This is a genomic window from Kitasatospora sp. GAS1066B, from assembly GCF_041262605.1.
Lineage (GTDB): Bacteria > Actinomycetota > Actinomycetes > Streptomycetales > Streptomycetaceae > Kitasatospora.
Genome location: NZ_JBGCCO010000013.1, coordinates 42,700 through 66,592 on the forward strand (window position 1 = coordinate 42,700; position 23,893 = coordinate 66,592).

Consider the following 23,893-nt stretch of genomic DNA (forward strand, 5'->3'; position numbering starts at 1 on the left):
AGGAGGGCCCAGTGGAGGGAGACCGAGCGTGCCAAGGACCCAGCAGCCCGGCGCGGCCGCGGCGCCGACGGGCGCCGCGGAACCCGGCGCGGCATCCGGCGGTTCCGACTGGGAGGGCGTGCGCCTGCACGTGGTCAGCGGGAAGGGCGGCACCGGCAAGACCACCCTGGCGGCGGCGCTCGCGCTGGCGCTGGCCGCCGAGGGGCGGCGCACGCTGCTCATCGAGGTCGAGGGCCGGCAGGGGATCGCCGAGCTGTTCGGCAGCACGGCGCTGCCCTACGAGGAGCGGAAGATCGCCACCGTCTCCCCCACCAAGCTCGGCCTGCCGGGGCGCGGCACCGGCGAGGTGTTCGCGCTGGCGATCGATCCCGAGCAGGCACTGCTCGAGTACCTGGACATGTTCTACAAGCTGGGCCGGGCCGGGAAGGCGCTGCAGAAGGTCGGCTTCGTCGACTTCGCCACCACCATCGCCCCCGGCGTGCGCGACGTGCTGCTGACCGGAAAGGCCTGCGAGGCGGCCCGGCGCAAGGGGCCGGACGGGCGTCTGGTGTACGACGCGGTGGTGATGGACGCGCCGCCCACCGGCCGGCTGATCCGGTTCCTGAACGTCAACTCCGAGGTCGCGGGGCTGGCCAGATTCGGTCCGATACACAGCCAGGCCCAGGCGGTGATGCGGGTGCTGAAGTCACCGCAGACGGCCGTGCACCTGGTCACCCTGCTGGAGGAGATGCCGGTGCAGGAGACCGTGGACGGCTTCACCGAGCTGCGCGAGGCCGGACTGCCGGTCGGCGGGGTGCTGGTGAACATGGTGCGTCCGCCGGTGCTGGACGCGGCGGCCGTGGCGGCGGCGCACGGCGACCACCGCGAGGAGGTGGCGCTGGCCCTGGTGGAGGCCGGGCTCGGCGGACGCTCGCGCAGCGCGGCCACCCGGCGGGCGGCGGTGGAGCCGCTGCTCGACCCGCTGCTGGCGCAGGCCCGTGAGCACTCCGAGCGGGTGACGCTGGAGCACGAGCAGCGGGCCGACCTGGGCACCCTGCTGCTGCCGACCTACGAGCTGCCGCTGCTCAGCGGGGGCGTGGATCTCGGCGGGCTGTACCGGCTGGCCGGCGAGCTGAAGCGGCAGGGGGCGGCGTGAGCAACGGCGGCGGCGCGGGCGGCAGCAGGGACCGTGGCAGCAGTGACGACGAGGGCGGCGGGAGCGGCGGCGTGAACGGCGGCAACGGGCTCGACATCGACGGGCTGATCGACGACCCGGCCACCCGGATCATCGTCTGCTGCGGCTCCGGCGGCGTCGGCAAGACCACCACCGCCGCCGCGATCGGCCTGCGGGCCGCCGAACGCGGCCGACGGACCGTGGTGCTGACCATCGACCCGGCGCGCCGGCTGGCCCAGTCGATGGGCCTGACCGAGCTGGACAACACTCCCCGCCCGGTGAAGGGCGCGGCCGGTCCGGACGGCCCCGGCGAGCTGCACGCCATGATGCTCGACATGAAGCGGACCTTCGACGAGGTCGTACTGGCGCACGCCGACCCCGAGCGGGCCCGGGCGATCCTGGAGAACCCCTTCTACCAGTCGCTCTCGGCCGGTTTCGCGGGCACCCAGGAGTACATGGCGATGGAGAAGCTCGGCCAACTGCAGGCCACCGGGGAGTGGGACCTGATCGTGGTCGACACCCCGCCCTCGCGCTCGGCGCTGGACTTCCTGGACGCGCCCGGCCGGCTCGGCTCCTTCCTGGACGGGAAGATCATCCGGGTGCTGATGACCCCTGCCAAGGTCGGTGGGCGCAGCGCGATGAAGTTCCTCAACGTCGGAATGGGGCTGCTCACCGGCACTCTCGGGAAGATCTTCGGCGCCCAACTGCTGACCGACCTGCAGACCTTCGTGGCCGCGATGGACTCGATGTTCGGCGGGTTCCGGGAGCGCGCCGAGGGGACCTACCAGCTGCTCAAGGCCCAGGGCACGGCCTTCCTGGTGGTCGCCGCGCCGGAGCGGGACGCGCTGCGCGAGGCCGCGTACTTCGTGGACCGACTGGCGGCCGATCAGATGCCGCTGGCCGGGCTGGTGCTCAACCGGGTGCACGGGACCGGCGCGCCGCAGCTCACGGCGGAGCGGGCGCAGGCGGCGGCTCAGGCGCTGGAGGAGAGCAGCGCGGAGAACGGCGGGGACCACGGAGCGGGGAACGGCGAACAGCACGGCACCGCAGAGGGCGCCGGCAGCGGTGCGGAGCGGGAGGCCCGGCAGGGCGCGGCCGAGGCGCTGGCAGCCGGACTGCTGCGACTGCACGCCGAGCGGGTCGAGGTGATGGGCCGGGAGCAGCGGACCAGGGACCGATTCGTCTCGGTCTATCCCGATGTGCCCCTGGTCGAGGTACCGGCGCTGGCCGGGGATGTCCACGACCTGGACGGTCTACGCCTGATCGGGCGTCAACTCGCTGGCGGGTCGGACCGGTGAGCGCTGCGGGCGACCCCGTACCACAGGGGTCGCCCGATCAGCCGGCCTGCGCGTAGTCCGAGAGGATCACGCCGGTGGCGAGCGACTCCTCGTACTCCGTGCGGGCGGTCTCCAGCAGCCGGCGCCAGGAGATCACCGTCGGGCGGCGACGCAGCAGTGCCCTGCGCTCCCGCTCGGTCATCCCGCCCCAGACGCCGAACTCCACCCGGTTGTCCAGCGCGTCCGCCAGGCACTCGGTGCGCACCGGACACCCGCTGCACACCGCTTTGGCCCGATTCTGCGCCGCCCCTTGGACGAACAGTTCGTCCGGATCGCTCGTGCGGCAGGCAGCCTGCGCGCTCCAGTCATCTACCCAGCCCATCCCGGCGCCGTCCTCTCCCGAATCGAGGCTCCCCCACGGCGGTAACGGCATATTCACCGCTGCCAGTTGAGGACGTTACGGAAGATTGGCGGAGCGCAACAGCCCCTTCGGGTCCAATCTCGAATGACCCGATCGGACTATGGGTGCCGGTCAGATCACTCGTTGGAGTGATCGCAGGTCGTGGGGCTTGCCCCCGCCCCGAACGTCCGCTTTGCCGCCACTTTCGTCACGGAGCGCCACGGCGCCCCCAGGGGGTCGCGCCACGAGGGCCGACCAATGGCCGAACGATCCGCCTCATAACCCGTCAAATCGGGCAACTCTCAACACTCACAGGAGTGTTTGAAGCCTACGGAGCGAAGCTGTCGCAAGCTTGTGACAAGCCTAGGCGAACACCTGCCCTCGTGCCCTAATTTTGGCAACGTAGAGTCCTCCCTATGGCACCGAAGCGCTCCTCAGCAGCCCAGCGCCCCCGCCGACGGCGCACCTCTCCCCTGGAGTTGGCCGGACACGGGATCAAGTTCCTGGGCGTCAGCATCCTCTCCGGCGTCCTGCTGGCGGGCCTTGCGCTGCCCGCCGTAGGCGCGATCGGCCTCGGCGCCAAGGACGGCGTCCAGAGCTTCGACAACATCCCGGACGACTTCAAGACGCCGACCTTGTCCCAGGCCTCGTACATCTACGACTCCCAGGGCAACCAGATCGCCAAGGTCTACGCCCGGGACCGGACGATACTGACCCAGGATCAGATGTCACCGCTGAGTCGCGAGGCGCAGGTCGACATCGAGGACGCGCGGTTCTTCCAGCACGGCGCGATCGACCCCAAGGGCGTGCTGCGCGCCATCGGCAAGAACGCCTCCTCCGGGGACTCCGCCGAAGGCGCCTCGACGCTGACCCAGCAGTACGTGAAGAACGTCTTCGTCGAGGAGGCCGGCGACGACCAGGCCGCCTTCAAGGCGGCGACCCAGAAGAGCCTGGGCCGCAAGATCAAGGAACTGAAGTACGCCATCCAGTTGGAGAAGGACCTGAGCAAGGACCAGATCCTCACCAACTACCTCAACATCACCTTCTTCAACCACCAGGCGTACGGCATCGAGGCGGCCGCCCAGCGCTACTTCGGCAAGTCGGACAAGGACCTCGACGTCGCCCAGGCCGCGCTGCTGGCCGGCATGGTGCAGAACCCGTCGGCGTACGACCCGCTGGCCCACCCGAAGGCCGCGCAGACCCGGCGCGACACCGTGATCGACAAGATGCTGCAGTACAAGCACATCACGGCGCAGCAGGCCCAGGCCGCGAAGGCCAGCGGGCTCGAACTGAACTACCAGGCGCCGCAGAACGGCTGCATCACGGCCAGCAACGGCATGGCCTTCTTCTGCGACTACGTCCAGCGCGTGGTGGAGAACGATCCCGCCTTCGGTGCCTCCTCGGCGGCGCGACAGAAGCTCTGGACCCAGGGCGGCCTGAAGATCACCACCACCATCGACGCGGGCAAGCAGGCCGCGGCGAACAACGCCGTCACCTCGCAGGTCAAGGTGACCGACTCGGTCGCGGCAGCGATGACCATGGTCAAACCGGGCACCGGTGAGATCCTCGCGATGGCCCAGACCCGGCCCTTCGGCCTGGACGCCAGCCAGCACCAGACCGTGGTCAACCTCAACGTCGACGCGGCGATGGGCGGTGGCAGCGGCTTCCAGCCCGGCTCGACCTTCAAGGCGATCGTGGCGGCCGCGGCACTCGACAGCGGCTCCGCACAGCTGAACACCGCCTTCCCGTCACCGCCGCAGATGCCCTACCCGGACATGTCCACCTGCGGCCAGACCTGGAAGAACAGCACCAACAAGCCCGCGACCGTCAGCAACGACAGCCCCAGCGAGGCCGGGCCGTTCATGATGCCGGAGGCGATGGCCCGCTCCATCAACACCTACTTCGTCTCGCTGGAACAGAGCATCGGCCTCTGCGCGGTCACCCAGATGGCCAACAAGCTGGGGATAAAGGCCCAGGCCAGCGGCGCCGCGCTGCAGCAGGTCCCGTCCATGACCCTGGGCACCCAGCTGGTGAGCCCGCTCGACATGGCCGGCGTCTACGCCACCTTCGCCTCGCGCGGCGTCCACTGCGACCCGATCGCGATCAAGTCGGTCACCGGCATCGACGGCAAGCAACTGGCGGTCCCGCAGGCCAACTGCCAGCAGGTGATACAGCAGAACACCGCCGACAGCATCAACACCCTGCTCAAGGGCGTGACCGAGAAGTCGGGCACCGGTGGCCAGCTGAACCTGGACGACAACCGCCCGATCGCCGGCAAGACCGGTACCACGGACCAGCGGAAGGCGGCCTGGTTCGACGGCTACACCCCGGACCTGGTCGGCGTGGTCTGGCTCGGCGGCCCGGAGGGCAGCGTCCCGATGGACGGCAACATCGTCATCGGCGGCCACCGCTTCCCCGACGGCGTCTACGGCGCCACCGGCCCCGGCCCGATGTGGCAGCAGGCGATGAGCCAGGCGGTGGCCGGTACTCCGGTGAGCCAGTTCAACCTGATCCCGAACGCGCCCTCCGCGACGGCATCCACCGACACCCCGGCGCAGAACCCGGCCCAGCCGCCGAACCCGGGCAACCCGCCCGCCAACCCGCCGACCACCGCCGGCCTGGACACCACCAACCCGGTCCCGCCGATCACCGCGGGGCCGCCCCAGGGCGGCACCATCGGCGGCGGCTTCTCGCTGCCGCCGGGGATGATCGGCGGTGGCGGCACCGGAAAGCCGGGCCGGCCGGGGCACCACTGACGCTGACGCCCGAGCCGCACCGCGAGCACAGTGAAGGGCCCGGGGCCCCTGGATCAGTCCAGGGGCCCCGGGCCCTTCGCTGTGCGGCGTTCCCGGGTCGGGCGGGCCGGCTACCGGTTCGCCAGCGCCGCCTTCACCGCTTCGACCACCCGGCCGCCCTCGGCCAGGCCCGCCACCTTCGGCCGGACGATCTTCATCACCGCGCCCATCGCCTGCGGCCCGCTCGCCCCGCTCTCGGCCACCGCCTCGGCGACGACCGCGGCCAGTTGCTCATCGCTGAGCTGCTGGGGAAGGTACTCGGCCAGCAGCGCGCCCTCGGCCCGCTCACGCTCGGCCGCCTCGGGCCGCCCCGCGTCCGCGAAGGCGGTCGCCGCGTCCCGGCGCTTCTTCGCCTCGCCCTGCACCACTTGGACCACCTCGGCGTCGGAGAGCTCGCGCTTCTCCTTGCCGGCCACCTCGGCGCGGTTCACGGCCGTCAGCGTCAGCCGAATCGTGGACGAGCGCAGCTCGTCCCGAGCCTTGATCGCGGCCGTCAGGTCCTCCCGCAGCCGCTCCTTGAGCGTTGTCATGGGCCAATCCTCACACCTGAGCCGCCGCCGTGCGCGTGAATAACCGCGGGACCGTCGGCCGGCGGGAGCGAACGCAGTACCTGTGCGGCCGACGGAATGTCAGCAACCGAGGAAGGCCTGGTTCTCCCCGGCAGGCCGGGTCTGCGACGATGGAACGATGCGAAAGCTGTACTCCGTCCCACTCGCCGCCCTCGCCACCGGAGCCGCCGGGCTCGCCTACTCGGCCGGCTACGAGGTCCGCTCGTTCCGGCTGCGCCGGGTCGAGGTCCCCGTGCTGCCAGCGGGGGCCAAGCCGCTGCGGGTACTGCACGTGTCGGACATCCACATGGTGACCGGACAGCGGAAGAAGCAGCGCTGGCTGCGGAGCCTGGCCGGCCTGCGGCCCGACCTGGTGGTGAACACCGGCGACAACCTCTCCGACCCGCTCGGCGTGCCCGCCACGCTGGACGCGCTCGGACCGCTGATGGAGTTCCCCGGGGCGTACGTCTTCGGCTCGAACGACTACTACGGCCCGGCCCGCAAGAGCCCCACCCGCTACCTCAAGGCACTGGCCAACGGGAACCACGGCCTCAACAACGCCGACGGCACCGGCCGGGCCGGCATCACCGGGGCGGTCCACAACCCCTGGGAGAAGCTGCGCGACGGCTTCGACGCGGCCGGCTGGCTGGACCTGACCAACGCGCGCGGCCGGCTCAGCCTGGCCGGGCTCGACATCGAGTTCACCGGCATCGACGACCCGCACATCCGCCGCGACCGCTACGCCGCGGTGGCCGGCGGCCCGTCCGCCGACGCCGACCTCTCGATCGGCGTGGTCCACGCGCCGTACCTGCGCAGCCTGGACGCCTTCACCGCCGACGGCTACCCGCTGATCCTGGCCGGCCACACCCACGGCGGCCAACTCTGCGTCCCCTTCTACGGCGCCCTGGTCACCAACTGCGACCTCGACGCCAAGCGGGTCAAGGGCCTCTCCACCCACCGCGCCGGCGGCAAGCTGGCCCACCTCCACGTCTCCGCCGGCTGCGGCACCAACCGCTACACCCCCGTCCGCTTCGCCTGCCCCCCCGAGGCCACCCTGCTGACCCTGACCCCGCGCTCCCGATAACCGGATTTCGTCTCCTGACCTGCATGGGATAGAGTTCTACTCGTTGCGCCGGAGACGGAAGCAACAAGAGCAGGACCGGGGTGTGGCGCAGCTTGGTAGCGCGCTTCGTTCGGGACGAAGAGGCCGTGGGTTCAAATCCCGCCACCCCGACCCAGTAGTACGAGTTCAGGGCCCTATCGGAGAGATCCGATAGGGCCCTGATTCGTTGTGCGTGACTAACTGCGTGACTAAGCCTCAGGATCTTGCCCGAACAGGTCATCCATGACCACCGCGCCGGTCTGGATCACGGGGCGGATCTGCTTCCGGTAGACCTCCTCGGTGACGGCAGTGCTGGAGTGCCCGACGAGCCGTGAGATCTCCTCCAGCGGGACGCCCCGATCGGAGAGCAGCGACACGAAGCTGTGGCGCAGCTCGCGGGGCGTCCACTCGGCAGCATCCACGCCGTCGGCCTTGGCGATGGCTGTCCGGAAAGCGCGGCGGACGTGGGAGGGGTCCAGCTCCGTACCAACGGCGGAGTGAAAGACCAGGTTGTTCTCCTCCCACCTGTCCCCCGCTGCGAGCCGGTCCCAGCCCTGATCCACCCAGTGATCCAACAGAGCTTCCACGCACCTGGCTGGCAAAGCCAGCGTTCGGCGGGACTTCCGGGTCTTGGTGTCCCCGCCGGCCCGCACCGACCGCCACACGGCCATGTGCGGAGGTACTGGCGGATCGACGCCCGGCTTTCCCTTCAGGAGAACGTGATCCCAGGTCAGCGGACGCAGTTCTTCGGTCCGTGCACCCGTGAGCAGGGAGACCAGGATGTACGCGTACATCGAGGTCTTCTCCGCCGCCTTGAGCACGGCTTCGGCCTGAGCAAACGTCAGCGCCTTAGACGGCCGGCCAGGCTGGCCGGTGGGGACCGAACACAGCTCCACCACGTTGCGCTTCACCTTGTCCCGGGCCATGGCGCGCTTGACGGCCCGGTTCAGGCAGGAGTGGATGGCTTGCAGGCTGCGGGTGCTCAGGACCTTGGCCTTTGCTGCGAGCCACCGGTCCACGTCCTCCGCGCTCAGGTCGCGAAGCTTCCGTGCGCCCAGAGACGGGATCACGTGCGTTCGGCTGAGGATGGTCAGGGTCTCCAGGGTGCCCGTGTCCCGTCCGGCCAGGCCGTAGGTCAGCCAGTCATTGACCGCGTTCTCGACCGTGTAGCCCGTCGGGGCGATGGCGAGGCCGTCTTCGTGGTCGCGGAGGATCTCCTTGAGCTTGTTCTTGGCCTCGGTCTTGGTCTTGCCGCTGCCACGCTTGACGATGCGCTTGCCGCTCGGGTCGAAACCCAGGCTGGCGGTGGCGATCCAGCGCTGCCGGGTCTCGTCCCAGTGGAGACCGCCATCTCCCCTGCTGCGTCGGGTGGTCACCGGTTTCCCCTCGCTTCGCGCTCCAGCAGCGCGACGTAGTCGGCAATGGCGGACGCCGGGATCAGCCGGCTGCGGCCCTCGTGGACGGTCCGGATACGGCCCTCGCGGATCAATTCGTAGATGACGGTTCGGCTCATGTTCAGGAGCTCCATAACGTCCGTCACCCGGTAGAGAACGGGCGCGCTGAGCGTCTCGCGACCCCTGCCGTTGGAATTGGCTGTGACTGCTGTGACACCGTGACGGCTGTGACTGGTCATCCCTGTCCCCCCTTCTCGCACGGGACCACGTAGCCGCCGGCCCGCCGCACGAGCTGAACGTCGTTGGCCATGCGCGAGCAGGTCTGCCGGACCAGGGTCGACTCCAGGCCGGTCCCGTCGGCAATCTGCTTCGGCTTCGCCTCCGGGTTGGCGCGCACGTAGCGCAGGATCGTGGCGCGCGTCTCGCTGATGGTGTGGTCGGCAGCGGGGCCTTCGAGGAGCTGCCAGGAACCCGCCTCCGGCTGGAAGCGAAGCGCGTACTCGGTCTCGTCGACATCGCGACCAGTGACGTGCAGGACGCCGTCGGCCTGGCCCCGGGCTCGCTTGAGCACCAGCGTCGCGTCAGCCGCTCCAGCCAGGCCGTTGGTGCCGGAGACCTCGGCGAGGAAGTCGTCCGATCCGGCCTTGCGGACGTGGTGCACCAGCACGATCGCGATGCCGTAGTGATCGGCGATCCGCTTCGCGTGCCCGACAGCTGCGTAATCCGCGTCGTAGGCGGAGGCGCCAGGCATGGACGGTCCGCGCATCTTCGCGAAGACGTCGATGATGACCATCCGGGCGTCCGGGTGGCGCTCGACCCACTGCGCGATGGCCTCGCTTCCGCCCTGAGGCAGCGCGGGGCAGGAAGTGGCGAGCGTCAGCGTAGACGGCGCCGGGGCGGTGCCAAGGACCTTGCGGATGCGGGTCTGCAGACGGCGCGCGGTGTCCTCGAGCGCGAGGTAGAGCACCGGACCGGCCTCCACCTCTACCCGCTCAAGTGCCTGGCCACCAGCCGCGACCGAGAGCGCCAGACCCAGTGAGAGCCACGACTTGCCGACCTTGGGTGGCCCGGCGAGGAGGTTGACGCCCTCCGAGATGATGCCGGGCACCGCCCACTTCGGGTCGGGAAACTGAGCCGCCATCAACTCGTCAGCGGTCCAGGCGGTGCGGATGCGCTGCTGTGCCGGCTGCAACGGGAGCGGATCCGGCGAGCTGGCGGACGGGATGTGCTGGGACTCGCTCACGCCGTCCTCCGCGTGACCATCCGGGGCCGCCTGGCCCCGGCCCGGAAGCCGGAAGCGACAGTAGCTCGGGCTTCCCGCTCGGCCAGGCCCTTCGCCAGCGCGGCAGCGATGAGCCGCTCGGCCACCTCGGTGGCGGACAGCTCTCCGCCGGCTACGAGTTGGCCCAGCGCCACGGCGGCCAGGTACAGGGCCCGGTTCCGCTGTCCCGGGCGAGCGCTGGCGACGCGCTCCAGCTCACCCTTCTCGGCAGCCCGCAGGTAGGCGTTGTGACGGTCGTTGGCCGTCAGCTTGGTGGTGACGTGGGTCTGCGGCGGCAGGGGCGCCGGCAAGAGGAGCTTGCGGATCCAGTCCGGCAACGGCGCGGGCTCTTCCCCACGAAGCACCACGTAGTGGCTGCCGTCAACCGTGCTGCCGGCGCCGACCACGTAGCCGCCGCTCGCACGGGTGTCGACCTTCCAGCCCAGGGCTGAAGCGGTGTTCCGCAGTTCCACTCCCGCAGGAGCCGCGAAGTACAGGTGGAGTCCGCGGCGGGTCCGAACGGTGTAGGTCTCGTCGGGGAACAGCTGCCCGGCCTGCTCTGCGAGCTGGGCAAGGGCGTCCCGGCCGTCCGCAACTCCGGTGGGCGTTCCGGCCGGCGGACGGTCCTGGCTGTGCTTGGGTACGTCCAGGTCGATGACCACAAGCCGAGAAGGGCCCGCAGCGACACCGACGTTGTAGCGACCCGCAGTCCACCACTGAGCGGCTCGCCTGCGGTCGGTGGTGGCGCGCGCCTCCCACGACGTGACCGCCGGACGCTTCTCACCGGGCACGAGCGGGAAGACGTGCCAACCGCGGTCAATGGCCCCAAGTGCGGCCTGCAGCAGCGGGCAGGGGGTGGTTTGGTGCATGCTTGGAGCACCTCTTATTCCTGGATGGGATGGAGGCCGGGGCAGCGGGCTTCCTGACCCGTCGTCCGCTGCCCCGGGTTGAGCTGGCGCTGCATCAACCGGCCGTCATAGCCGGTGAGTCAGGCGCTCGCTGTCGCCGAGCTGGCCTGCGACTCAGTGGCCGGCCGTGGTGAGCGTGGTGAGCAGAGCGTGGATGGGGCTGGCCACCACGGTCGCGGCGGCGGTGAAGCCCGAGAGCCAGACCACGACGGCGCCGAACAGGCTGACTTGCTTGGCCCAGACCAGGACCACGGTGCTGGCGAAGAAGATCAGAGCGGTGGAGACGGTGACGGCCACGGCTGGAATTCCCTTCTTACGGACGAGTTAGCGGGCGCCGGTCCGGAGACGGACGGCGACGTTGTAGAGGTGGCGGCCAAGGCGGATGCGCTTGCCGATGCCGTCGCAGCGCCGGCAGTGCTTGCCTCGGCACGGACGTCCTCGGCGGTCGTACTTGAGCTGGAAGCCGAAGCCTCGGCACCTGCGGCAGTCGCCGAACGGGCTGGCGGCGCAGAGCGCCGCGTAACACACGGTCATGAGGATCAGGACGGGGCTAGCGGCAAGCAGGGTGCTCAACACGGGTCCTCCTGAGTGCTTCTGGGCGCTCCCCAGCGGGAGGCGCTAGGCAATAGATCCCTGTTCGGGGCGTATCTGGCGTGCTAGCGGGGGTGCTAGGTCTAGCGGGCTCGGGTGCTAGACCTAGCAGCGGCGGAGTTCAGCTCGCGTCCCGCTTCTGATCACGCTCCGCAGCTGCGGCGGAGATGTGTGCGCGGGTGATGCCGCGCCGGTTGGCGCCCTTGCCGTCCTCGGCGGTCCCCCAGACCTGGCCCGTGCTGATCCCGTGCGGCTTCAGCGCGGCGGCCAACTGGTCGGGCGCCCAACCGCCGTAGACCTCCGGCCGCAGCTCCGCGAGGCGCGCGACAACGGTCTCCGACCACGCCTTCGCTTCGGAGGCCGGTACCACGGCGAGGATGTCGGCGAGCAGGTTGTAGGACGGTCCGTCCACCGGCGCGCTGTCGTTACCCGCGGCGTAGCCAGTGAGCAGGCCGGCCCGCTCCCGCACAGCTCGGGCACGGGTCCCAATGGCCTCGGCCGTGGGCGCGTCGACGTTCACGGCCCGCACGATCCGGGCGTCCGCGCCCTCGCCGACGAAGTACGCGATGCCCTTGTCGGCCCAGGCGAAGGTGGTGGCCCGGATCCCGTTCCGGTAGGAGCTGGTACCCAGCACCATGTCGTTCTCCAACTGGCCCATGACCTTGAGGCAGAGGCGGACAGAGGCGTTGGCGCTGATGCCGGTAGGCAGCGACTTGGCGTCGGGGCGCTGGGTGGCGAGCAGCAGGACAATTCCGGTCGCGGGGCCGCGCTTGACCAGGTCGGTGCAGATCTCTTCCAACTCACCGCCGTACTTCGGGTGTTCGAACCACTTCTGGCACTCGTCCACGCCGATGACGATCGGGTGCAGCCCCAGCGACTTCTTATCGGCCAGTTCGCTGGTGACCTTGGACTCCGGGCAGATGTCGCGCGGCAGTGAGCGGATCACCTTCGCTCGGCGGCGCAGCTCGGCACGGATCTCGCGCATGTCGTCCAGTGCGTACTTGATGTCCTCATCGTCCTCGCCGGCCCGGTGGCGGTGCGAGACCGTCTCGCCGACCGGGTCGAGGTCACCGGTCCCCTTGAGGTCGTAGGTGTGCAGCTCGGCCCGCGGGTCCAGGGCTGCGATCAGCAGGAGCAGCCGGAGGAGGAAGGTCTTGCCCATCCTGGGGATCGCGCCGATGATGCCCGCGATGTACATCAGGGTCAGCTCGACCCACCGCCCGCGCTGGTCGGTGGCGAAGCTCGCGGGCTTGAACAGGTCCACGCTGCCACCGTTGAGCAGCGGCCAGACTGGCTGCCTCGTCTTGTTCATGTCCTGGTCGCCGACCCAGAGCGCCATCATGCCGGGGTGCTCGCCGGCCATCGGCTCCGGCCAGACGCAGCCCAGCGGGCGGCGCAGGCCCGACGCGAGCTTGTCCCGCTTGTCCATCACCTCGCCGACCGTGACCCCAGGCGGCAGCTGGACGTCGGCCCGCCATCCAGGCCCGTCGCGGGTGATAGGGGCGGTGAACTCCACCCGGCCGCCTTTGGAGAGGTACTGGGTGATGCCGCTGACGGCCAGCACGGACAGCGCCCGCTCGACCATCTCAGAGGTGAGCCGCTGCACCTTCGCCGCGACAACTGCGCGGGAGATCAACGGCTGATCTGCCGGTGCGCCGGCCGTACCCAGGCCGAGCATCGCAGCCACGACGAGCACCAGCAGCGCCCAGCCGGGGGCGGTCAGCACCAGCAACGGGCCGAACGCGGCGACGGACAGAACGAACAGGGCAGTGAGCCAGCCTCGCGAGGCAACTCGCCGGTCGCGCTGGCGGGAGAGCTTCAGGTAGAGCTCGGCATCCTCCGTGGCGACGGCGTACGCGCGGATCGGCTCCGCTTCGAGGTCACGCGTCCAGCGGCGGAACTCCCGCATGGCGCGGGACGCACCACGGGGTGAGCGCGCCACGAGCTTGCCCGCATACGCCGGCAGGCGGACCGCGTGGAACGCCACCGAGTGGGCGTAGTGGCTGGCCGTCCAGCGGGCCGCCTCCTGGAACTCGGCCTTGCTCTGCAGCCAGGCCGGAATCACCGGGCGACGCTTCTCCGTCTGGAGGCGCTGGAGCCAGCCCAGTCCAGCGGGCGCCGGCTTGTCGACCGGTGCGGCGGGCGCCGGCTCGTACACCGAATCCCCGGCCGGGTTGCTGTACTGGCCGCCAGCGACGGAGCTGGCGTTCTGCTGGGCTCGTTGAGCCCGCGCCTGGTCGATGTCGACCACGTTGTCGTCACGGTCAGCGTTCAACTCGGCTTCCAGGCGCGCGAACAGCTCGCGCGAGTCGTCATCCTCGTCGTGGTTCACTGAGGTCCTTCCTCACATCGATGGGTGAAGGAGCCCGGGACGCGCTCTGTGCTGGCAGGCCGGTCGCGTCCCGGGTGGTCTGGCGGTGGCTCAGCGGAGCTGCACTGCACCGGCGTCGGCGGACGACGTGCTGTCCGTGGCGGCGGTGGGCACCTCACGAGAGCAGGACGCGGCAGCGCGCTCGCGGGCCAGCACCAGGAACTCGCTGGCCGCATCGGCCAGCGCCTCGGCAAAGGCAACGAGGGTGGCCGGGCCTTGGAACGTCACGCTCGGGCCGAAGAGGGTGAGGAGGTGCCCCTTGCTCTCCAACCGGAGAAAGGGCTCGCCGTCGCTCTGCCGCGCGCTGATGACCGTGGTCTGCGCGGTCACGTGCAGGAAGGTCGTACTGCTCATAGCGCTATACCTCCAGTGCTGAGGTCGACTCAGTCAGGCGCCGGCTGGCGCGACTGGGCTGGACTGACGTTCCGTCCGGACGGCGCGGATCTGCTTGGCGCCCCACTCCGGGGACATGCCGTGCACCCGCCCGATCTCGGTCGGGGAGGGAGAGCCGCCGGCGGCGAGAGTGCGGCGGATCGCGGCGCGCGCGGCCCGACGCTTGGCCTCCACAGCGGCGCCCGTTGCTGCGGCCTGTACAGGGGTTGTACGGTCCGAACGAAGTGGCGCCGAGCGTGCAGCCGTACGGCCTGTGACCTGGGTGTACGCCCCTGTACGGACCGCCAGCGGCGACATCCGCGTGCGGACTTCTGCCTGCAGCAGTTCGGCAACCGGGCGGGCGGCGGCGAAGCCGGCCTCCACCCTGGCCCGCGCATCGAGCCTCTGCGGCACGGCCGCTGCGGCCGTGGGCCGAGTGAGCAGTTCCAGGCCGGCTCGGTCACCCGGTCGCAAGTGCTTCGCCACCAGCGTGGAGACCTTGGCGTAGCTGTCGAGCAGGTCGGCGGTGATCCCCGGCTCGGCACCGTGCACCGCCCGCCAGGCCAGCGTCCACAACTCGTCCGGCGTCAGCTCCGACGGGAGCGCAGTGGCCAGCCACCGGGCGGTGCGGGCCACCTTGCGGTGGCGACGCTGCCGGCGGCGGTCTCGGCGTGCCTGGCGCGGGTCCGCCGCGTCCTCCCGCTGCGAGAGCAGGTACATGTGCCAGGTGATCGGCGCCGCCAACGAACCGCACGCAGCGACGACCGCGAAGGCCGGGCCCCAGAGCTGAGCGCCATGGGTGAGGTTGACGGCCGCCGCGACGATCGCGGCTGTCCAGATTCCCGCGTGGTGGACCGCGGCGGACAGGCCTCGCGCGTCCCGCGCCCGCCCCTGCAGGGCGAACACCCAAGTGAGCGACTCCAGCGCGGTCCCGCCCGCCAACGCCATTGGCAACGGCCAGCGCTCGGCAAGGAAGCTGACCTGCGCCGGCAGCGCGACGACCACGAACAGCATGATCACGGCAAGCGTGGCCAGTAGCGCTGCACGGCCGGCCAGAGCCCGCCGGCGGCGGGCCCACTGCTGCGCTCGTGCGGCCTGCCGCCGGGCTGCGCGCCGCTCACGTTCCGCCTCAGCAACGGCGCGCAACTCGGCCAGTGCTTCCTGATGCTCCCGCTCGGATCGCCTGAGCACTGCTTGAGCAGCGGCATCGGCCTCAGCCCGATCTCTCCCAGCCTTCGCCCTGGCGAGTTCCACCGTGACCGCGTCCAACTGCCTGGCAGCCCGCAGGCTGTAAACCGTCTGATCGGTCATGCGGCCGGCTCCGTCCGCAGCGGCCGGTGGGCACCGCAGCGCGTGGTCAGCGGGATGACACCCAGCAACGTCGCGGCGTACAGCACCAGTTCGGGGTCGTCCGCGCTCAGGTCGGCCAGAATTCCGCGAGCGGCGTCCACTCGGACGGCACGCTCCAGGCCCGATTCGCCGGACCGGCCGAACAGCATCTCCCGCAGGAAATCAGGGAGTTGCTCGTCTTCCGCGAATCCGGAGGTCAGCTCCTCGAACTCCGCCACGGTTAAGGCTTCTTGGTCACCGACATAGGTGCGCATACTGCTCTCCTGGTCCTGGATGGGATGGAGAGCCGGAGCGGCGAGCTTCCTTGACCCGTCGACCGCCGCCACCGGCTGTGAGAGTGCTACTCAGACGCTGATGCGGCGCGGGTCGGCCACCCGCTGAATGATCTGAACCGCCGTCATGACGGCGGTCGAGGAGCCGAAAGCCGCCAGGATGGCCAGCAGAAGGCTGCCGCCCGAAGCCATTTCCGCGTCGCCAGCCAGGGCACCCGCCACGAAGGACACGGCCAGCACGATGCATGCCACCACGCCCCGGGCGACGGTCTTGGGCTCGGGGCCACGGGCGACGACTTCGAGGTCGTAGTGCCTGACCTGGCGCAGCTCCCCGCCGGAGACCTGGATGACCACGACACTGCCGCCGGCCTGGCGGGCGACACCGGTCACCGTTCCCAGCGCCATGTCGCTCCGGTCGCGAACGACGTCACCGATTGCGATCTGCATGAGTCTCCCCCTCCTCGGGATTCGGAGGCGGGTCCGGTTCCGCCCGGCCGCCACAACTCCTAAAGAGATCCTGTCCTCAGGTCCTCTTAAGGAGTTGCTAGAACTATGGCGCGCGTCACCTCAACTCGTCAAGTCCTCTTAAGGACTCGTATGCTGGTGTCGCTAACCGACCAGGACGGTGGTGACCATGGCGAAGCTGTATGAGCGCATCGCGGACGACCTCCGCCAGCGCATCCGTGCAGGTGAACTCGCGCCGGGCGACCGGCTGCCGGCGGAGACGGCCCTCGCGGAGCAGTACGGCAGGAGCCTTCCGACCACCCGCCAGGCGCTGGCGCTCTTGCAGGCGGAAGGGCTGATCGAGAAGAAGCACGGCCTCGGCAACTTCGTGCGCCAGGCGCGCAAGCTTGTCCAGCGCACCAACCAGCGGCACCAGTGGGAGAAGGACCGCGCACGGAGTCCGCTGCAGGATCGTCAGAAGACCGGCGCGACCGAGCACGACACCGGCCTGGTCCTGGATGACCTGGTCTTCACGGCCGAGTACCGGGAAGTCGTGGCGTTCGGAGAGTGGGCCGAAGCCTTCAGAGTCGCGGCAGGAACAGTCCTGCTGGAGCGCATCTTCCGGACGCGCTACCGCGCGGAGACCGCCCCCTTCAACCTCACCCATTCGTACCTGGTCCGCGACATGATCGCGGGGAACCCCGACCTTCTCGACGCCACGCGCGAGCCCTGGCCCGGGGGCACTCAGAATCAGCTCTACACCGTCGGCATCGAGATCGACCGTGTCGTAGAGCGCATAACGGCACGGCCGCCAACGGCCGAGGAGACCGAAGAGCTGGAACTGCCCCCCGGCACCTCCGTCCTGGTCCTGCGAAAGACGTCTTACGACATCGCCGGGCGCGTCGTGGACATCGCCGACGTCACGCTGCCCGGCGACCGCACGGAAATGACCTTCACCACTCAACTGGAAAGGTGGTGAAGGCCGTGCAGCGGCGCATCATCATCGTCACCCCGGTCCACCCGGCGGCCGCCCCGTTCCTGCCGGACGCGTACAAGTCGCTGCGCGAGCAGGTGCTTCCCGAAGGCTGGGACTGGCTCTGGCTGATCCAGGAAGACGGCAAGAGCGACGAGGTCGCGCCATACGTCCCTGACGACGCCCGGGTGAGCTTCAGCCAGGGCCGACCGGGGGGCGCGGGAATGGCCCGGACCATCGCGCTCGCGCGTGCAGAGGGCGAATACGTCAAGGTGCTGGACGCTGACGACATGTTTGCCCCCGGCGCGCTCGCCCGCGACCTGGCCGCGCTCAGCTCTGACCCCACCATCGGATGGACGACGTCCCGGGTCCTGGACCTGTTGCCCGACGGCTCGACCGTCGGCTTCGACCAGGACCCGCCGGCCGGGCCGATCGAGCGCGGCGCCGTGCTGGAGCATTGGAAGGCCCACGGCTACCGAGCCCAGGTGCACCCTGCAACACTCTGCATCCGGCGCGACCTGCTGCTTGCCCTTGGTGCCTGGATGGCGCTGCCGGCCTCGGAAGACACCGGTCTTCTGCTCGCGCTCAGCGCAGTCAGTCGCGGGTGGTTCACTCCGGACGTGGGCCTGCTCTACCGGAAGTGGCCCGGTCAGATGACCAATCAGGCCGCCCACACCGACGCGATCGAGCGCGAGGCCCGGATGGCCGTGATCGAGAGCCGAGCTGAGGCGCTTGCCGGCTTGGCGTGGCGCTACCCGGCCGGAGCTTGAGCGGCCTGACGTCCCGCCGTAAGAAGCGAGAGAGCCTGGACACCTCCGTCAAGGAGGTGTCCAGGCTCGATCAGTCGAACGGTGCACGGCACTCTCAGCGTGGGGTGGCTCGGCTGGTCTCCTGGCTGGGTCCTGCCCGGATCAACTGCACTTCCCCACCCTGACCGGAATCCCTCAGACGCGGGCGTTGGGCCGGTCCAGGCGGGGCCAGATCACCCTGGTGCTGCCGGACGCGTCGGAACGATTTCAATCCGATGCCGCTCCGCCTCCCCGATGTCACCGACGTAAAGGTCCTGCCCCCACCAGCCGGTGCGCTGCAAATGACCTGCGATGCACTCCGCCGCCTCCGGCCGGCCGAGGCCCAGCTCGATGAAGTCCCGGTGCAGTGGCCAGACCCTCAACTGCCCAACCTCCTTGAGCAGCGCCGTGAGCGCGTCCAGGAGCTGGTCGAACTCGACCGCGGGCATGATGCCCTCGATAGAGGCCGTGACAGGGCCGAAGGTCTCCGGCGTGACGCTCACCCAGCACCTCCGGCGGCCGAAGCGAGCGCAGCCCACACCACTTTACCCACGGGCCCTTCGCGGAAATTCGCGCCCCACTCCTGCGAAAGCTGCTCGACCAGCAACAGTCCACGACCGGACTCGTCGTCCCGACTCGCCTTGCGCATAGCCGGGAGTTTGCGGCTGGGGTCGTGGACCTCAATGCGCAGCAGACCTGCCGACATCTCGAACCGGACGAAGATTCGGCAGTCCCGTGGCGCGCGAACGTGCTGCACGGCGTTGTTGACCAACTCGGTCAGCACCGTCATTCCGACCTCCGCGAACAGCTCGCCACCATCCACGCCCGCCAAAAACTCCCGCAACAGGCTGCGGGCGGCGCCCCCGGACGTCGGCCGGCGCGGCAGCCAGGCAAAGGTCGCACTCGGAATCGTCGTCACCGGGCTTCCTCCAGGTTCCTGCAGTCAACGGTCGCGAACAGCGCCTCCGCGCGGCCACCGGGAAGGAGCAGGAGCGATCCCACCAACACCCGCCCATCGCTATCGGTCGAGGTGCGCTCGATCACCAACACCGGGGCCCGGGTGACGACGTGAAGCTCTTCTGCCTCCTCCGCGGTCGGAAACCGCGCGACGGTCCGCTCTCGGGTGGCCGCAAGCCGAACGCCGCGCGCGAATAGCTGCGCCAGAACGTCGTCGCCCCACGGTGATTGCGGCACTTCCGTCGCGCCCCCATCTAGGACACGCGGCACGTAGACGCGAGCCAAGCTGCAGGGGACACCTGCCTGCTTGCTCAGGTAGACGCGCTCCACCAGCGGAGTGCCGGCGGGCACCTGCAGCCAGGGAAGCAACCCGCCTTGTGCCTCCAGCTCGGTCACCCTGACGTCGACCTTCAGAAGGCTTGAGCCAGCTGGCTGCACGGTCTGCGCATCGCACCCGCTGACATACGTGACCGGCCGGATCGGCGGACGAACGAAGTTCCCCCGCCCATGGAACTTCTCGATCAGGCCCTCGGCCTGCAGCACGTCCAGTGCCCGGCGCAGGGTAGGCAAGCCAACCCGATAGGTCGCGGCAAGCTCCCCCTCCGAGGGCAGCCTGTCGCCGGCCGGTAGAGCGCCGCTCTTGATACGGCTTCGGAGTTCATCAACTACGTGCGTGTAGCGGACGGCCATGACGCAGTCACCGCTTCCGCTCGTCGTCGGCGGAGCCGTGACACGGCAGAGCCGGGTGGAGGTAGCTCGAACACGCTACGAGCTGATACCTGGTCAAGGTTGAGGCAGGACAGATAATGTCGAACACGCTGATCAGCTCCCATACAGCTGACGGCACTGCCCCGCGACGGCGAATGCGTCGTCCGTCGCGGGTGCATCCATACGGACGGCGGCCCACACGATCAGGCCGCGGCTGGCGCTTTTGACGAGCCCGAACTGGTCGGCTGTCTCCAGCAGAGCCAGCAGGGCTCCCCACGACTCGGCCGTTGTCGAGTCCGGCACCTCCGTTTCTAAGCAGACGTGACTGCCGTGGTCATGCACGTGCGCGTCGAGGCCAAGGGCCGAAAGACCAGCAGCGATGTCATCGACACGTGCTTGATGGCACGAGGACACAGGACACCCCTCCGCAGCCCCTCGACTACTAAGAGCGAAGCTAGTTAACTAGACTAGACCTAGTGGACTAGATTTTCCATATGCGTGAGCAACCTCCGTACCTGCGGATCGTGGATGCCCTGCAGGAGCGCATCGCCAGCGGGGAGTGGTCGCCGGGCGATCGCCTGCCGTCGCGCGCGCTGCTCGCTCAGGAGTTCGGTGTCGGTGACAACGTCATCCGGCGCGCTCAGGAACTCCTGATCCTTCAGGGTGCTCTCGAAGGCCGAGCGGGCTCGGGCACCTTCGTCGCCGAACCGCGAGAGCGACTGCGACTCGTCCGCTCTCGGGCGCGCGAAGACCGCGACGGCTCCCCCTTCCAAGCCGACATGACGAGCCTCGGCCGGCGGGGAACGTGGGAGAGCCGCACCGACGCCAAGGTGCCAGCGCCTGCCGACATCGCGGCCCGCCTCGGCATCGCAGTAGGCGACCTGTGCGTGCGCACGGCCTACGAGTTCTTCGCCGACGGCAAACCGGTCCAGCTGTCGACCAGTTGGGAGCCCTACCGCATCACCGGGGGCACGCTGGTCGTACTCCCCGAGGGCGGCCCGCACGCCGGCCGCGGTGTGGTCAACCGCATGGCCGAGATCGGCATCACGGTCAGCCACCTCACTGAGCAGCCGGAGCCCCGGCACGCGACCGACGAGGAAGCCACACTCCTCGGGGTGCAACGCGGCGCTCTCGTCACGCACATCCGACGCACCTACTTCAGCGACGACCTCGCGGTCGAGACTGCGGACCTGATCATTCCCGCAGGCCTGTGCGAGTTGGTCTACGAGGTACCGGTCGGGCGCTGAGAAGCTCCCGGATGCGGCTGTGGACCAGACGAGTCACCCGGTCCACCGCTTCAAGCGGCTGGAACACGGGGCGCGGGAGTCACAACTGTCACAGCGTCACAGAACGTCAGCGTGCCAGCAGGCCAGGGATCGGGACCACCCCCGTGTTTCAGCCTGCCACCCGCCGGCTGCCGGACGTGCGGCCTAACTCAGCCTGCCAAAACACTCGTTGACAGGGCCATGAACCTCTCTGCCCCCTAGAATCTCAAGACATCAAGAGAACTTCATGTCCTGGGGGATGAGTTGGCGGCCGCCGAACAGTTAGTGACGATCGCAGCTGTCCTGGTCGGTGCGATGACCACGCACCTCACCAACCACGCGATGGAGCGGACTCGGAAGCAGCACGAGCTACTGACGCGATGGGACGAGAAGAAGCTCGACGCCTACGAGGGCTACATCGACAAGATCAGATCGTGCATCTTCCTTGCCGTGCAGCTCTACGAGCACAAGGAGGGCATCCATGCGAGCCCCAAGGGCGAACACGAGCTGAGCGTGGAGCTGGCGGAGGCCAGCTGGCAGCGCGGGCGCGCATTCGAGCGCATCATGCTGCTCGGTGGCGATGAGGTCGTTGAGGCAGCGCACCAGCTCAACGCGGCAGCCCTCGAAGTCGACTGGCAGGCCGGCGGCAAGGTCCACGGCACCCTGGACGAGTGGCGCTCACGTAACCGCGCCGTCTTCCGCAGCATCAACGAGTTCCACGACGCCGCGCGCCAGGACCTCGGCGTCCAGGGCAACGTCAGCGGTGAGAGCCACCCGGAGCGAGACCTTCTACTGCCTCCCCAGAGAGGTGGCGCGACGGGCAAGAATGGCTGATTCGCCGCCCACCACGTCGAGCGAGACACCTCAGCACCGCCCAGGGAAACCCAGTGGGAACTCCCTGCTGCGGGCGGCAGAGTCTCCCTCATCGGCGAGTGGCAGCGGGGCTACCCTGACGACCGGCGCACAGCCGAGCAGCGCGCCAAGAAGGCAGCCGACCACATGGGCTGGGACTTCGAGTACACGGCCGGCCGGGTGATGGCCCAGCTGACCGGTGAGCACGTCATCCTCCAGGACGACGGGAGCTCGCACAGCATGCCAGACATCCGGATCGAGTACGCGGACGGCCGGGTCGGCTTCGGCGAGTGCTGGATGGACCTGGACCAACACCCCATGCCGAGGTCTCCGGCGGTCTCGCCAGAGAGCGGTCTTCGATGGCCGACCCGGGCTGCAGCCGGGTCTGGACAGCTCGCGTCAACGGCGACTTCCGGCTGAAGAACCGTCAGGTCTCTGGCTACCGCAGCTGCTCGGCGAGCTAAAGGCCGAGGGTAAAACGCCCGCGATGATGGGTGAGCGCTGTCTGGTATGGAGCCCGGTCGAGGGCTGGTTCAACCCGACCGGCCGCTGGGCGGCCAGCTGACCGGCAGAACCTGCTGCGCAGGCTCCGGCCCGGCGACGTGACCGAACCGGGGCCTGCACACGGCTACTTCAGCAGCCTCGTCATGCGGGCCGGGCGGGTCAGGACAGGTTCAGCGCCGGCGACTCCGTCGGCCCATACCAGTTGAGGCCGTCAGGGGTGAAGGACATGTCGACGTAGTAGGTGTTTCCGGTTGCCTGCTGTCCGAACGAGATGTTGTCCAAAGCGGTGCACTGCCCTGCGGGTATCGCCCACTGCGTCTGGGACGGGTCGCAAAAGGAGGAGATCTCCGCAACGATCTGCCCGTTGTGGACGAGCTGCAAGTCGACCGAACGCACCAGTCCGCTACCGCTGAGGTAGCCGCTGCCGTTGACCGTGGCGCCGCTGGAACTGATGCACGGCCTGGTGGACACATTCAAGCCGCTGTACGAGTACCAGGCGCGGCACCCGCCACCGGTGGACGCGTGCGCTGCCGAGGCAAGCGCCAGCGGCGCGGCCAGCGCGGCCGCCGCGACTACGGCGACGCGGACTTTCGATCGGTTCTGCATAGCTCTGAGTCCCTCCGTGGGTCCAAGGTTGTACGTCAACATACGGATGGGCCAACTCGATCACGCCCCCCGGCGCCACTGTAGCCACCTGCATGGGAAACTGAAAAGAGATCAGCAGCCTAGTGCTCCAGTGAGAGTTCTCCATGTGCCCTGGTCAGTGGCCTGGGGACGGTGAGTGTATCGAGGCTGCGGCGTGGGTGGGGCACATGGAAAACCTATTAGGAAGCCGGCCGAAACGGCCCGCCGGATGACCAACGGACCGTCACGAAAGATCGAGGCCAGGGCGCTGTCCGTTGCACTCGCGCTTTGACTACCAGACCGGCCGGCTAGGCGAGTAGAACGTCCCGTACTTCTGCCCGTCGATCACGATGAAGCTCTGACCTTGCGCATAGCCATTCGGGAAGGCACTGCTCCCATATCCTGCATCGCCATGACAAGGCGTATTGAAAGTGCTGTTTGTCGGATAGCCCTGACAGGTGGCAATATTAAACATGTAGCCACCGCTGTTATACCAGAGCGTAACCGCGATCCGATGATGCCCATAGTTCACGATGTTTACGTCAGGTGAAGCCCAATACGACGCAAGCACATGAACGCACGTCGACAGGTAGACGTCGTTCGTAACCTTGCTCTGGTTGCACCAAGTGCCCGTATTACCGGCAGCAGAAGCTGGGGTCGTCCCGACCAGCAGCGCAGTCGCCGCCACTCCGAACGTCAGCGCACTCGCCATCGACCGTCGAAACTTGCGAGCAGTGCCCAAAATGACCTCCCGGCTAGCTCCACCCGCGACCGCCACTGAGAGTGAATACTTGACAGCCGCGACCTCGTCAATTCTTTCAGGGGGAATCGAGGCGGTCAAGACTTGCGCATGGATACCGTGCAAATAAACTCGAAATGACCAAACTTTGCCAGAAATGACATGTTGTATGAAATATGTCAGATGTATTCGGTTTCTTCCTCTGGAAGTGGCCGCCCTTGCCAGGCGTGGCGGACTAATATTCC

Annotated in this window: 26 protein-coding genes and 1 tRNA gene; 9 read left to right on the forward strand and 18 right to left on the reverse strand. The window is 68.9% G+C overall.

Annotation, left to right across the window (positions count from 1 at the left end; translation table 11 throughout):
* Positions 1–118 precede the first annotated feature (118 nt).
* The gene (locus ABH937_RS16610; protein WP_370218708.1) at positions 119–1,135 is read left to right on the forward strand and encodes an ArsA-related P-loop ATPase; all 1,017 of its coding nucleotides are present in this window, start codon (positions 119–121) and stop codon (positions 1,133–1,135) included.
* Positions 1,136–1,206: 71 nt separating this feature from the next.
* Complete coding sequence (locus tag ABH937_RS16615; protein WP_370218709.1) at positions 1,207–2,451, forward strand: ArsA family ATPase; 1,245 nt, start codon at positions 1,207–1,209, stop codon at positions 2,449–2,451.
* Between the two features lie 37 nt (positions 2,452–2,488).
* On the opposite strand, the gene ABH937_RS16620 is transcribed toward ABH937_RS16615, so the two are convergent.
* Entirely contained in the window at positions 2,489–2,812 is a 324-nt protein-coding gene (locus ABH937_RS16620; protein WP_145905440.1) for a WhiB family transcriptional regulator, read from the reverse strand.
* Between the two features lie 434 nt (positions 2,813–3,246).
* Here ABH937_RS16620 and ABH937_RS16625 point away from each other — a divergent pair, with 434 nt between their 5' ends.
* On the forward strand, positions 3,247–5,586 hold the full coding sequence (locus tag ABH937_RS16625) for a transglycosylase domain-containing protein (RefSeq protein ID WP_280690914.1): 2,340 nt from the start codon (positions 3,247–3,249) through the stop codon (positions 5,584–5,586).
* Positions 5,587–5,696: 110 nt separating this feature from the next.
* On the opposite strand, the gene ABH937_RS16630 is transcribed toward ABH937_RS16625, so the two are convergent.
* Complete coding sequence (locus tag ABH937_RS16630) at positions 5,697–6,155, reverse strand: GatB/YqeY domain-containing protein (RefSeq protein ID WP_280690915.1); 459 nt, start codon at positions 6,153–6,155, stop codon at positions 5,697–5,699.
* A 157-nt stretch (positions 6,156–6,312) separates the two neighbouring features.
* Between ABH937_RS16630 and ABH937_RS16635 the strand changes: the two genes are divergently transcribed.
* Together ABH937_RS16635 and ABH937_RS16640 are read left to right on the forward strand one after the other, a co-directional pair.
* The gene (locus tag ABH937_RS16635) at positions 6,313–7,257 is read left to right on the forward strand and encodes a metallophosphoesterase (RefSeq protein WP_370218647.1); all 945 of its coding nucleotides are present in this window, start codon (positions 6,313–6,315) and stop codon (positions 7,255–7,257) included.
* A 76-nt stretch (positions 7,258–7,333) separates the two neighbouring features.
* Positions 7,334–7,407: transfer RNA gene (locus ABH937_RS16640), tRNA-Pro, on the forward strand.
* Positions 7,408–7,484: 77 nt separating this feature from the next.
* Here the strand turns inward: ABH937_RS16640 and xerC are convergent.
* The 11 genes from xerC to ABH937_RS16695 form a co-directional block, all read right to left on the reverse strand.
* Complete coding sequence (xerC, locus tag ABH937_RS16645) at positions 7,485–8,651, reverse strand: tyrosine recombinase XerC (protein ID WP_370218648.1); 1,167 nt, start codon at positions 8,649–8,651, stop codon at positions 7,485–7,487.
* Positions 8,648–8,908: a helix-turn-helix domain-containing protein gene (locus ABH937_RS16650; protein WP_370218649.1), complete on the reverse strand. Its 261-nt coding sequence runs from the start codon at positions 8,906–8,908 to the stop codon at positions 8,648–8,650. Before ABH937_RS16650 ends, xerC begins: the two co-directional genes overlap by 4 nt.
* Positions 8,905–9,912 (reverse strand): AAA family ATPase, encoded by a 1,008-nt coding sequence (locus tag ABH937_RS16655; RefSeq protein ID WP_370218650.1) that lies wholly within the window; start codon positions 9,910–9,912, stop codon positions 8,905–8,907. The genes ABH937_RS16650 and ABH937_RS16655 overlap by 4 nt, the downstream gene beginning before the upstream one ends.
* Entirely contained in the window at positions 9,909–10,799 is an 891-nt protein-coding gene (locus tag ABH937_RS16660; protein WP_370218652.1) for a bifunctional DNA primase/polymerase, read from the reverse strand. Before ABH937_RS16660 ends, ABH937_RS16655 begins: the two co-directional genes overlap by 4 nt.
* A gap of 153 nt (positions 10,800–10,952) precedes the next feature.
* The gene (locus tag ABH937_RS16665; protein ID WP_280690919.1) at positions 10,953–11,135 is read right to left on the reverse strand and encodes a hypothetical protein; all 183 of its coding nucleotides are present in this window, start codon (positions 11,133–11,135) and stop codon (positions 10,953–10,955) included.
* Between the two features lie 27 nt (positions 11,136–11,162).
* Complete coding sequence (locus tag ABH937_RS16670; protein ID WP_370218710.1) at positions 11,163–11,372, reverse strand: hypothetical protein; 210 nt, start codon at positions 11,370–11,372, stop codon at positions 11,163–11,165.
* A gap of 178 nt (positions 11,373–11,550) precedes the next feature.
* Entirely contained in the window at positions 11,551–13,761 is a 2,211-nt protein-coding gene (locus tag ABH937_RS16675; protein ID WP_370218653.1) for a cell division protein FtsK, read from the reverse strand.
* A gap of 90 nt (positions 13,762–13,851) precedes the next feature.
* Positions 13,852–14,154, reverse strand: coding sequence for a hypothetical protein (locus ABH937_RS16680; RefSeq protein WP_370218654.1), 303 nt, complete (start codon positions 14,152–14,154; stop codon positions 13,852–13,854).
* Positions 14,155–14,187: 33 nt separating this feature from the next.
* Positions 14,188–15,483: a hypothetical protein gene (locus ABH937_RS16685; RefSeq protein WP_280690923.1), complete on the reverse strand. Its 1,296-nt coding sequence runs from the start codon at positions 15,481–15,483 to the stop codon at positions 14,188–14,190.
* A complete protein-coding gene (locus ABH937_RS16690) occupies positions 15,480–15,776 on the reverse strand; it encodes a hypothetical protein (protein WP_280690924.1) in 297 nt (98 codons plus the stop codon). The genes ABH937_RS16685 and ABH937_RS16690 overlap by 4 nt, the downstream gene beginning before the upstream one ends.
* A 90-nt stretch (positions 15,777–15,866) precedes the next feature.
* Positions 15,867–16,241: a hypothetical protein gene (locus ABH937_RS16695; RefSeq protein ID WP_280690925.1), complete on the reverse strand. Its 375-nt coding sequence runs from the start codon at positions 16,239–16,241 to the stop codon at positions 15,867–15,869.
* Between the two features lie 187 nt (positions 16,242–16,428).
* Between ABH937_RS16695 and ABH937_RS16700 the strand changes: the two genes are divergently transcribed.
* Positions 16,429–17,217: a GntR family transcriptional regulator gene (locus ABH937_RS16700; RefSeq protein WP_280690926.1), complete on the forward strand. Its 789-nt coding sequence runs from the start codon at positions 16,429–16,431 to the stop codon at positions 17,215–17,217.
* Positions 17,218–17,222: 5 nt separating this feature from the next.
* A complete protein-coding gene (locus tag ABH937_RS16705; protein WP_280691120.1) occupies positions 17,223–17,981 on the forward strand; it encodes a glycosyltransferase family 2 protein in 759 nt (252 codons plus the stop codon).
* A 212-nt stretch (positions 17,982–18,193) separates the two neighbouring features.
* Here the strand turns inward: ABH937_RS16705 and ABH937_RS16710 are convergent, their stop codons facing one another.
* From ABH937_RS16710 to ABH937_RS16720, 3 genes are read right to left on the reverse strand one after another with little or no spacing between them, the layout of a single operon-like run.
* Positions 18,194–18,502, reverse strand: a complete 309-nt coding sequence (locus ABH937_RS16710) for a hypothetical protein (RefSeq protein WP_280690927.1) — start codon at positions 18,500–18,502, stop codon at positions 18,194–18,196.
* Positions 18,499–18,918 (reverse strand): ATP-binding protein, encoded by a 420-nt coding sequence (locus ABH937_RS16715; protein WP_280690928.1) that lies wholly within the window; start codon positions 18,916–18,918, stop codon positions 18,499–18,501. Before ABH937_RS16715 ends, ABH937_RS16710 begins: the two co-directional genes overlap by 4 nt.
* Positions 18,915–19,646 (reverse strand): GntR family transcriptional regulator, encoded by a 732-nt coding sequence (locus ABH937_RS16720; protein ID WP_280690929.1) that lies wholly within the window; start codon positions 19,644–19,646, stop codon positions 18,915–18,917. Before ABH937_RS16720 ends, ABH937_RS16715 begins: the two co-directional genes overlap by 4 nt.
* Positions 19,647–20,158: 512 nt before the next feature.
* Between ABH937_RS16720 and ABH937_RS16725 the strand changes: the two genes are divergently transcribed.
* Positions 20,159–20,911, forward strand: a complete 753-nt coding sequence (locus ABH937_RS16725; protein ID WP_280690930.1) for a GntR family transcriptional regulator — start codon at positions 20,159–20,161, stop codon at positions 20,909–20,911.
* 282 nt (positions 20,912–21,193) lie between these two features.
* Positions 21,194–21,763, forward strand: a complete 570-nt coding sequence (locus ABH937_RS16730; protein ID WP_280690932.1) for a hypothetical protein — start codon at positions 21,194–21,196, stop codon at positions 21,761–21,763.
* 681 nt (positions 21,764–22,444) lie between these two features.
* Here ABH937_RS16730 and ABH937_RS16735 read toward each other — a convergent pair.
* Positions 22,445–22,891 carry a hypothetical protein gene (locus ABH937_RS16735; protein WP_280690933.1) on the reverse strand — a complete coding sequence of 149 codons (447 nt, stop codon included), beginning with the start codon at positions 22,889–22,891 and terminating at the stop codon, positions 22,445–22,447.
* A gap of 310 nt (positions 22,892–23,201) precedes the next feature.
* On the reverse strand, positions 23,202–23,750 hold the full coding sequence (locus ABH937_RS16740; protein ID WP_280690934.1) for a hypothetical protein: 549 nt from the start codon (positions 23,748–23,750) through the stop codon (positions 23,202–23,204).
* Positions 23,751–23,893: the final 143 nt, after the last annotated feature.

What these genes read in the sequence shown, in the direction of transcription:
- ABH937_RS16650 (WP_370218649.1), bottom strand. Translation starts at nt 8,908, where the DNA reads ATGACCAGTCACAGCCGTCACGGTGTCACAGCAGTCACAGCCAATTCC.
- ABH937_RS16690 (WP_280690924.1), bottom strand. Translation starts at nt 15,776, where the DNA reads ATGCGCACCTATGTCGGTGACCAAGAAGCCTTAACCGTGGCGGAGTTC.
- ABH937_RS16635 (WP_370218647.1), top strand. Translation starts at nt 6,313, where the DNA reads ATGCGAAAGCTGTACTCCGTCCCACTCGCCGCCCTCGCCACCGGAGCC.
- ABH937_RS16700 (WP_280690926.1), top strand. Translation starts at nt 16,429, where the DNA reads ATGGCGAAGCTGTATGAGCGCATCGCGGACGACCTCCGCCAGCGCATC.
- ABH937_RS16695 (WP_280690925.1), bottom strand. Translation starts at nt 16,241, where the DNA reads ATGCAGATCGCAATCGGTGACGTCGTTCGCGACCGGAGCGACATGGCG.
- ABH937_RS16660 (WP_370218652.1), bottom strand. Translation starts at nt 10,799, where the DNA reads ATGCACCAAACCACCCCCTGCCCGCTGCTGCAGGCCGCACTTGGGGCC.
- ABH937_RS16725 (WP_280690930.1), top strand. Translation starts at nt 20,159, where the DNA reads ATGCGTGAGCAACCTCCGTACCTGCGGATCGTGGATGCCCTGCAGGAG.
- ABH937_RS16670 (WP_370218710.1), bottom strand. Translation starts at nt 11,372, where the DNA reads ATGACCGTGTGTTACGCGGCGCTCTGCGCCGCCAGCCCGTTCGGCGAC.
- ABH937_RS16720 (WP_280690929.1), bottom strand. Translation starts at nt 19,646, where the DNA reads ATGGCCGTCCGCTACACGCACGTAGTTGATGAACTCCGAAGCCGTATC.
- ABH937_RS16735 (WP_280690933.1), bottom strand. Translation starts at nt 22,891, where the DNA reads ATGCAGAACCGATCGAAAGTCCGCGTCGCCGTAGTCGCGGCGGCCGCG.
- ABH937_RS16625 (WP_280690914.1), top strand. Translation starts at nt 3,247, where the DNA reads ATGGCACCGAAGCGCTCCTCAGCAGCCCAGCGCCCCCGCCGACGGCGC.
- ABH937_RS16685 (WP_280690923.1), bottom strand. Translation starts at nt 15,483, where the DNA reads ATGACCGATCAGACGGTTTACAGCCTGCGGGCTGCCAGGCAGTTGGAC.
- ABH937_RS16680 (WP_370218654.1), bottom strand. Translation starts at nt 14,154, where the DNA reads ATGAGCAGTACGACCTTCCTGCACGTGACCGCGCAGACCACGGTCATC.
- ABH937_RS16630 (WP_280690915.1), bottom strand. Translation starts at nt 6,155, where the DNA reads ATGACAACGCTCAAGGAGCGGCTGCGGGAGGACCTGACGGCCGCGATC.
- ABH937_RS16620 (WP_145905440.1), bottom strand. Translation starts at nt 2,812, where the DNA reads ATGGGCTGGGTAGATGACTGGAGCGCGCAGGCTGCCTGCCGCACGAGC.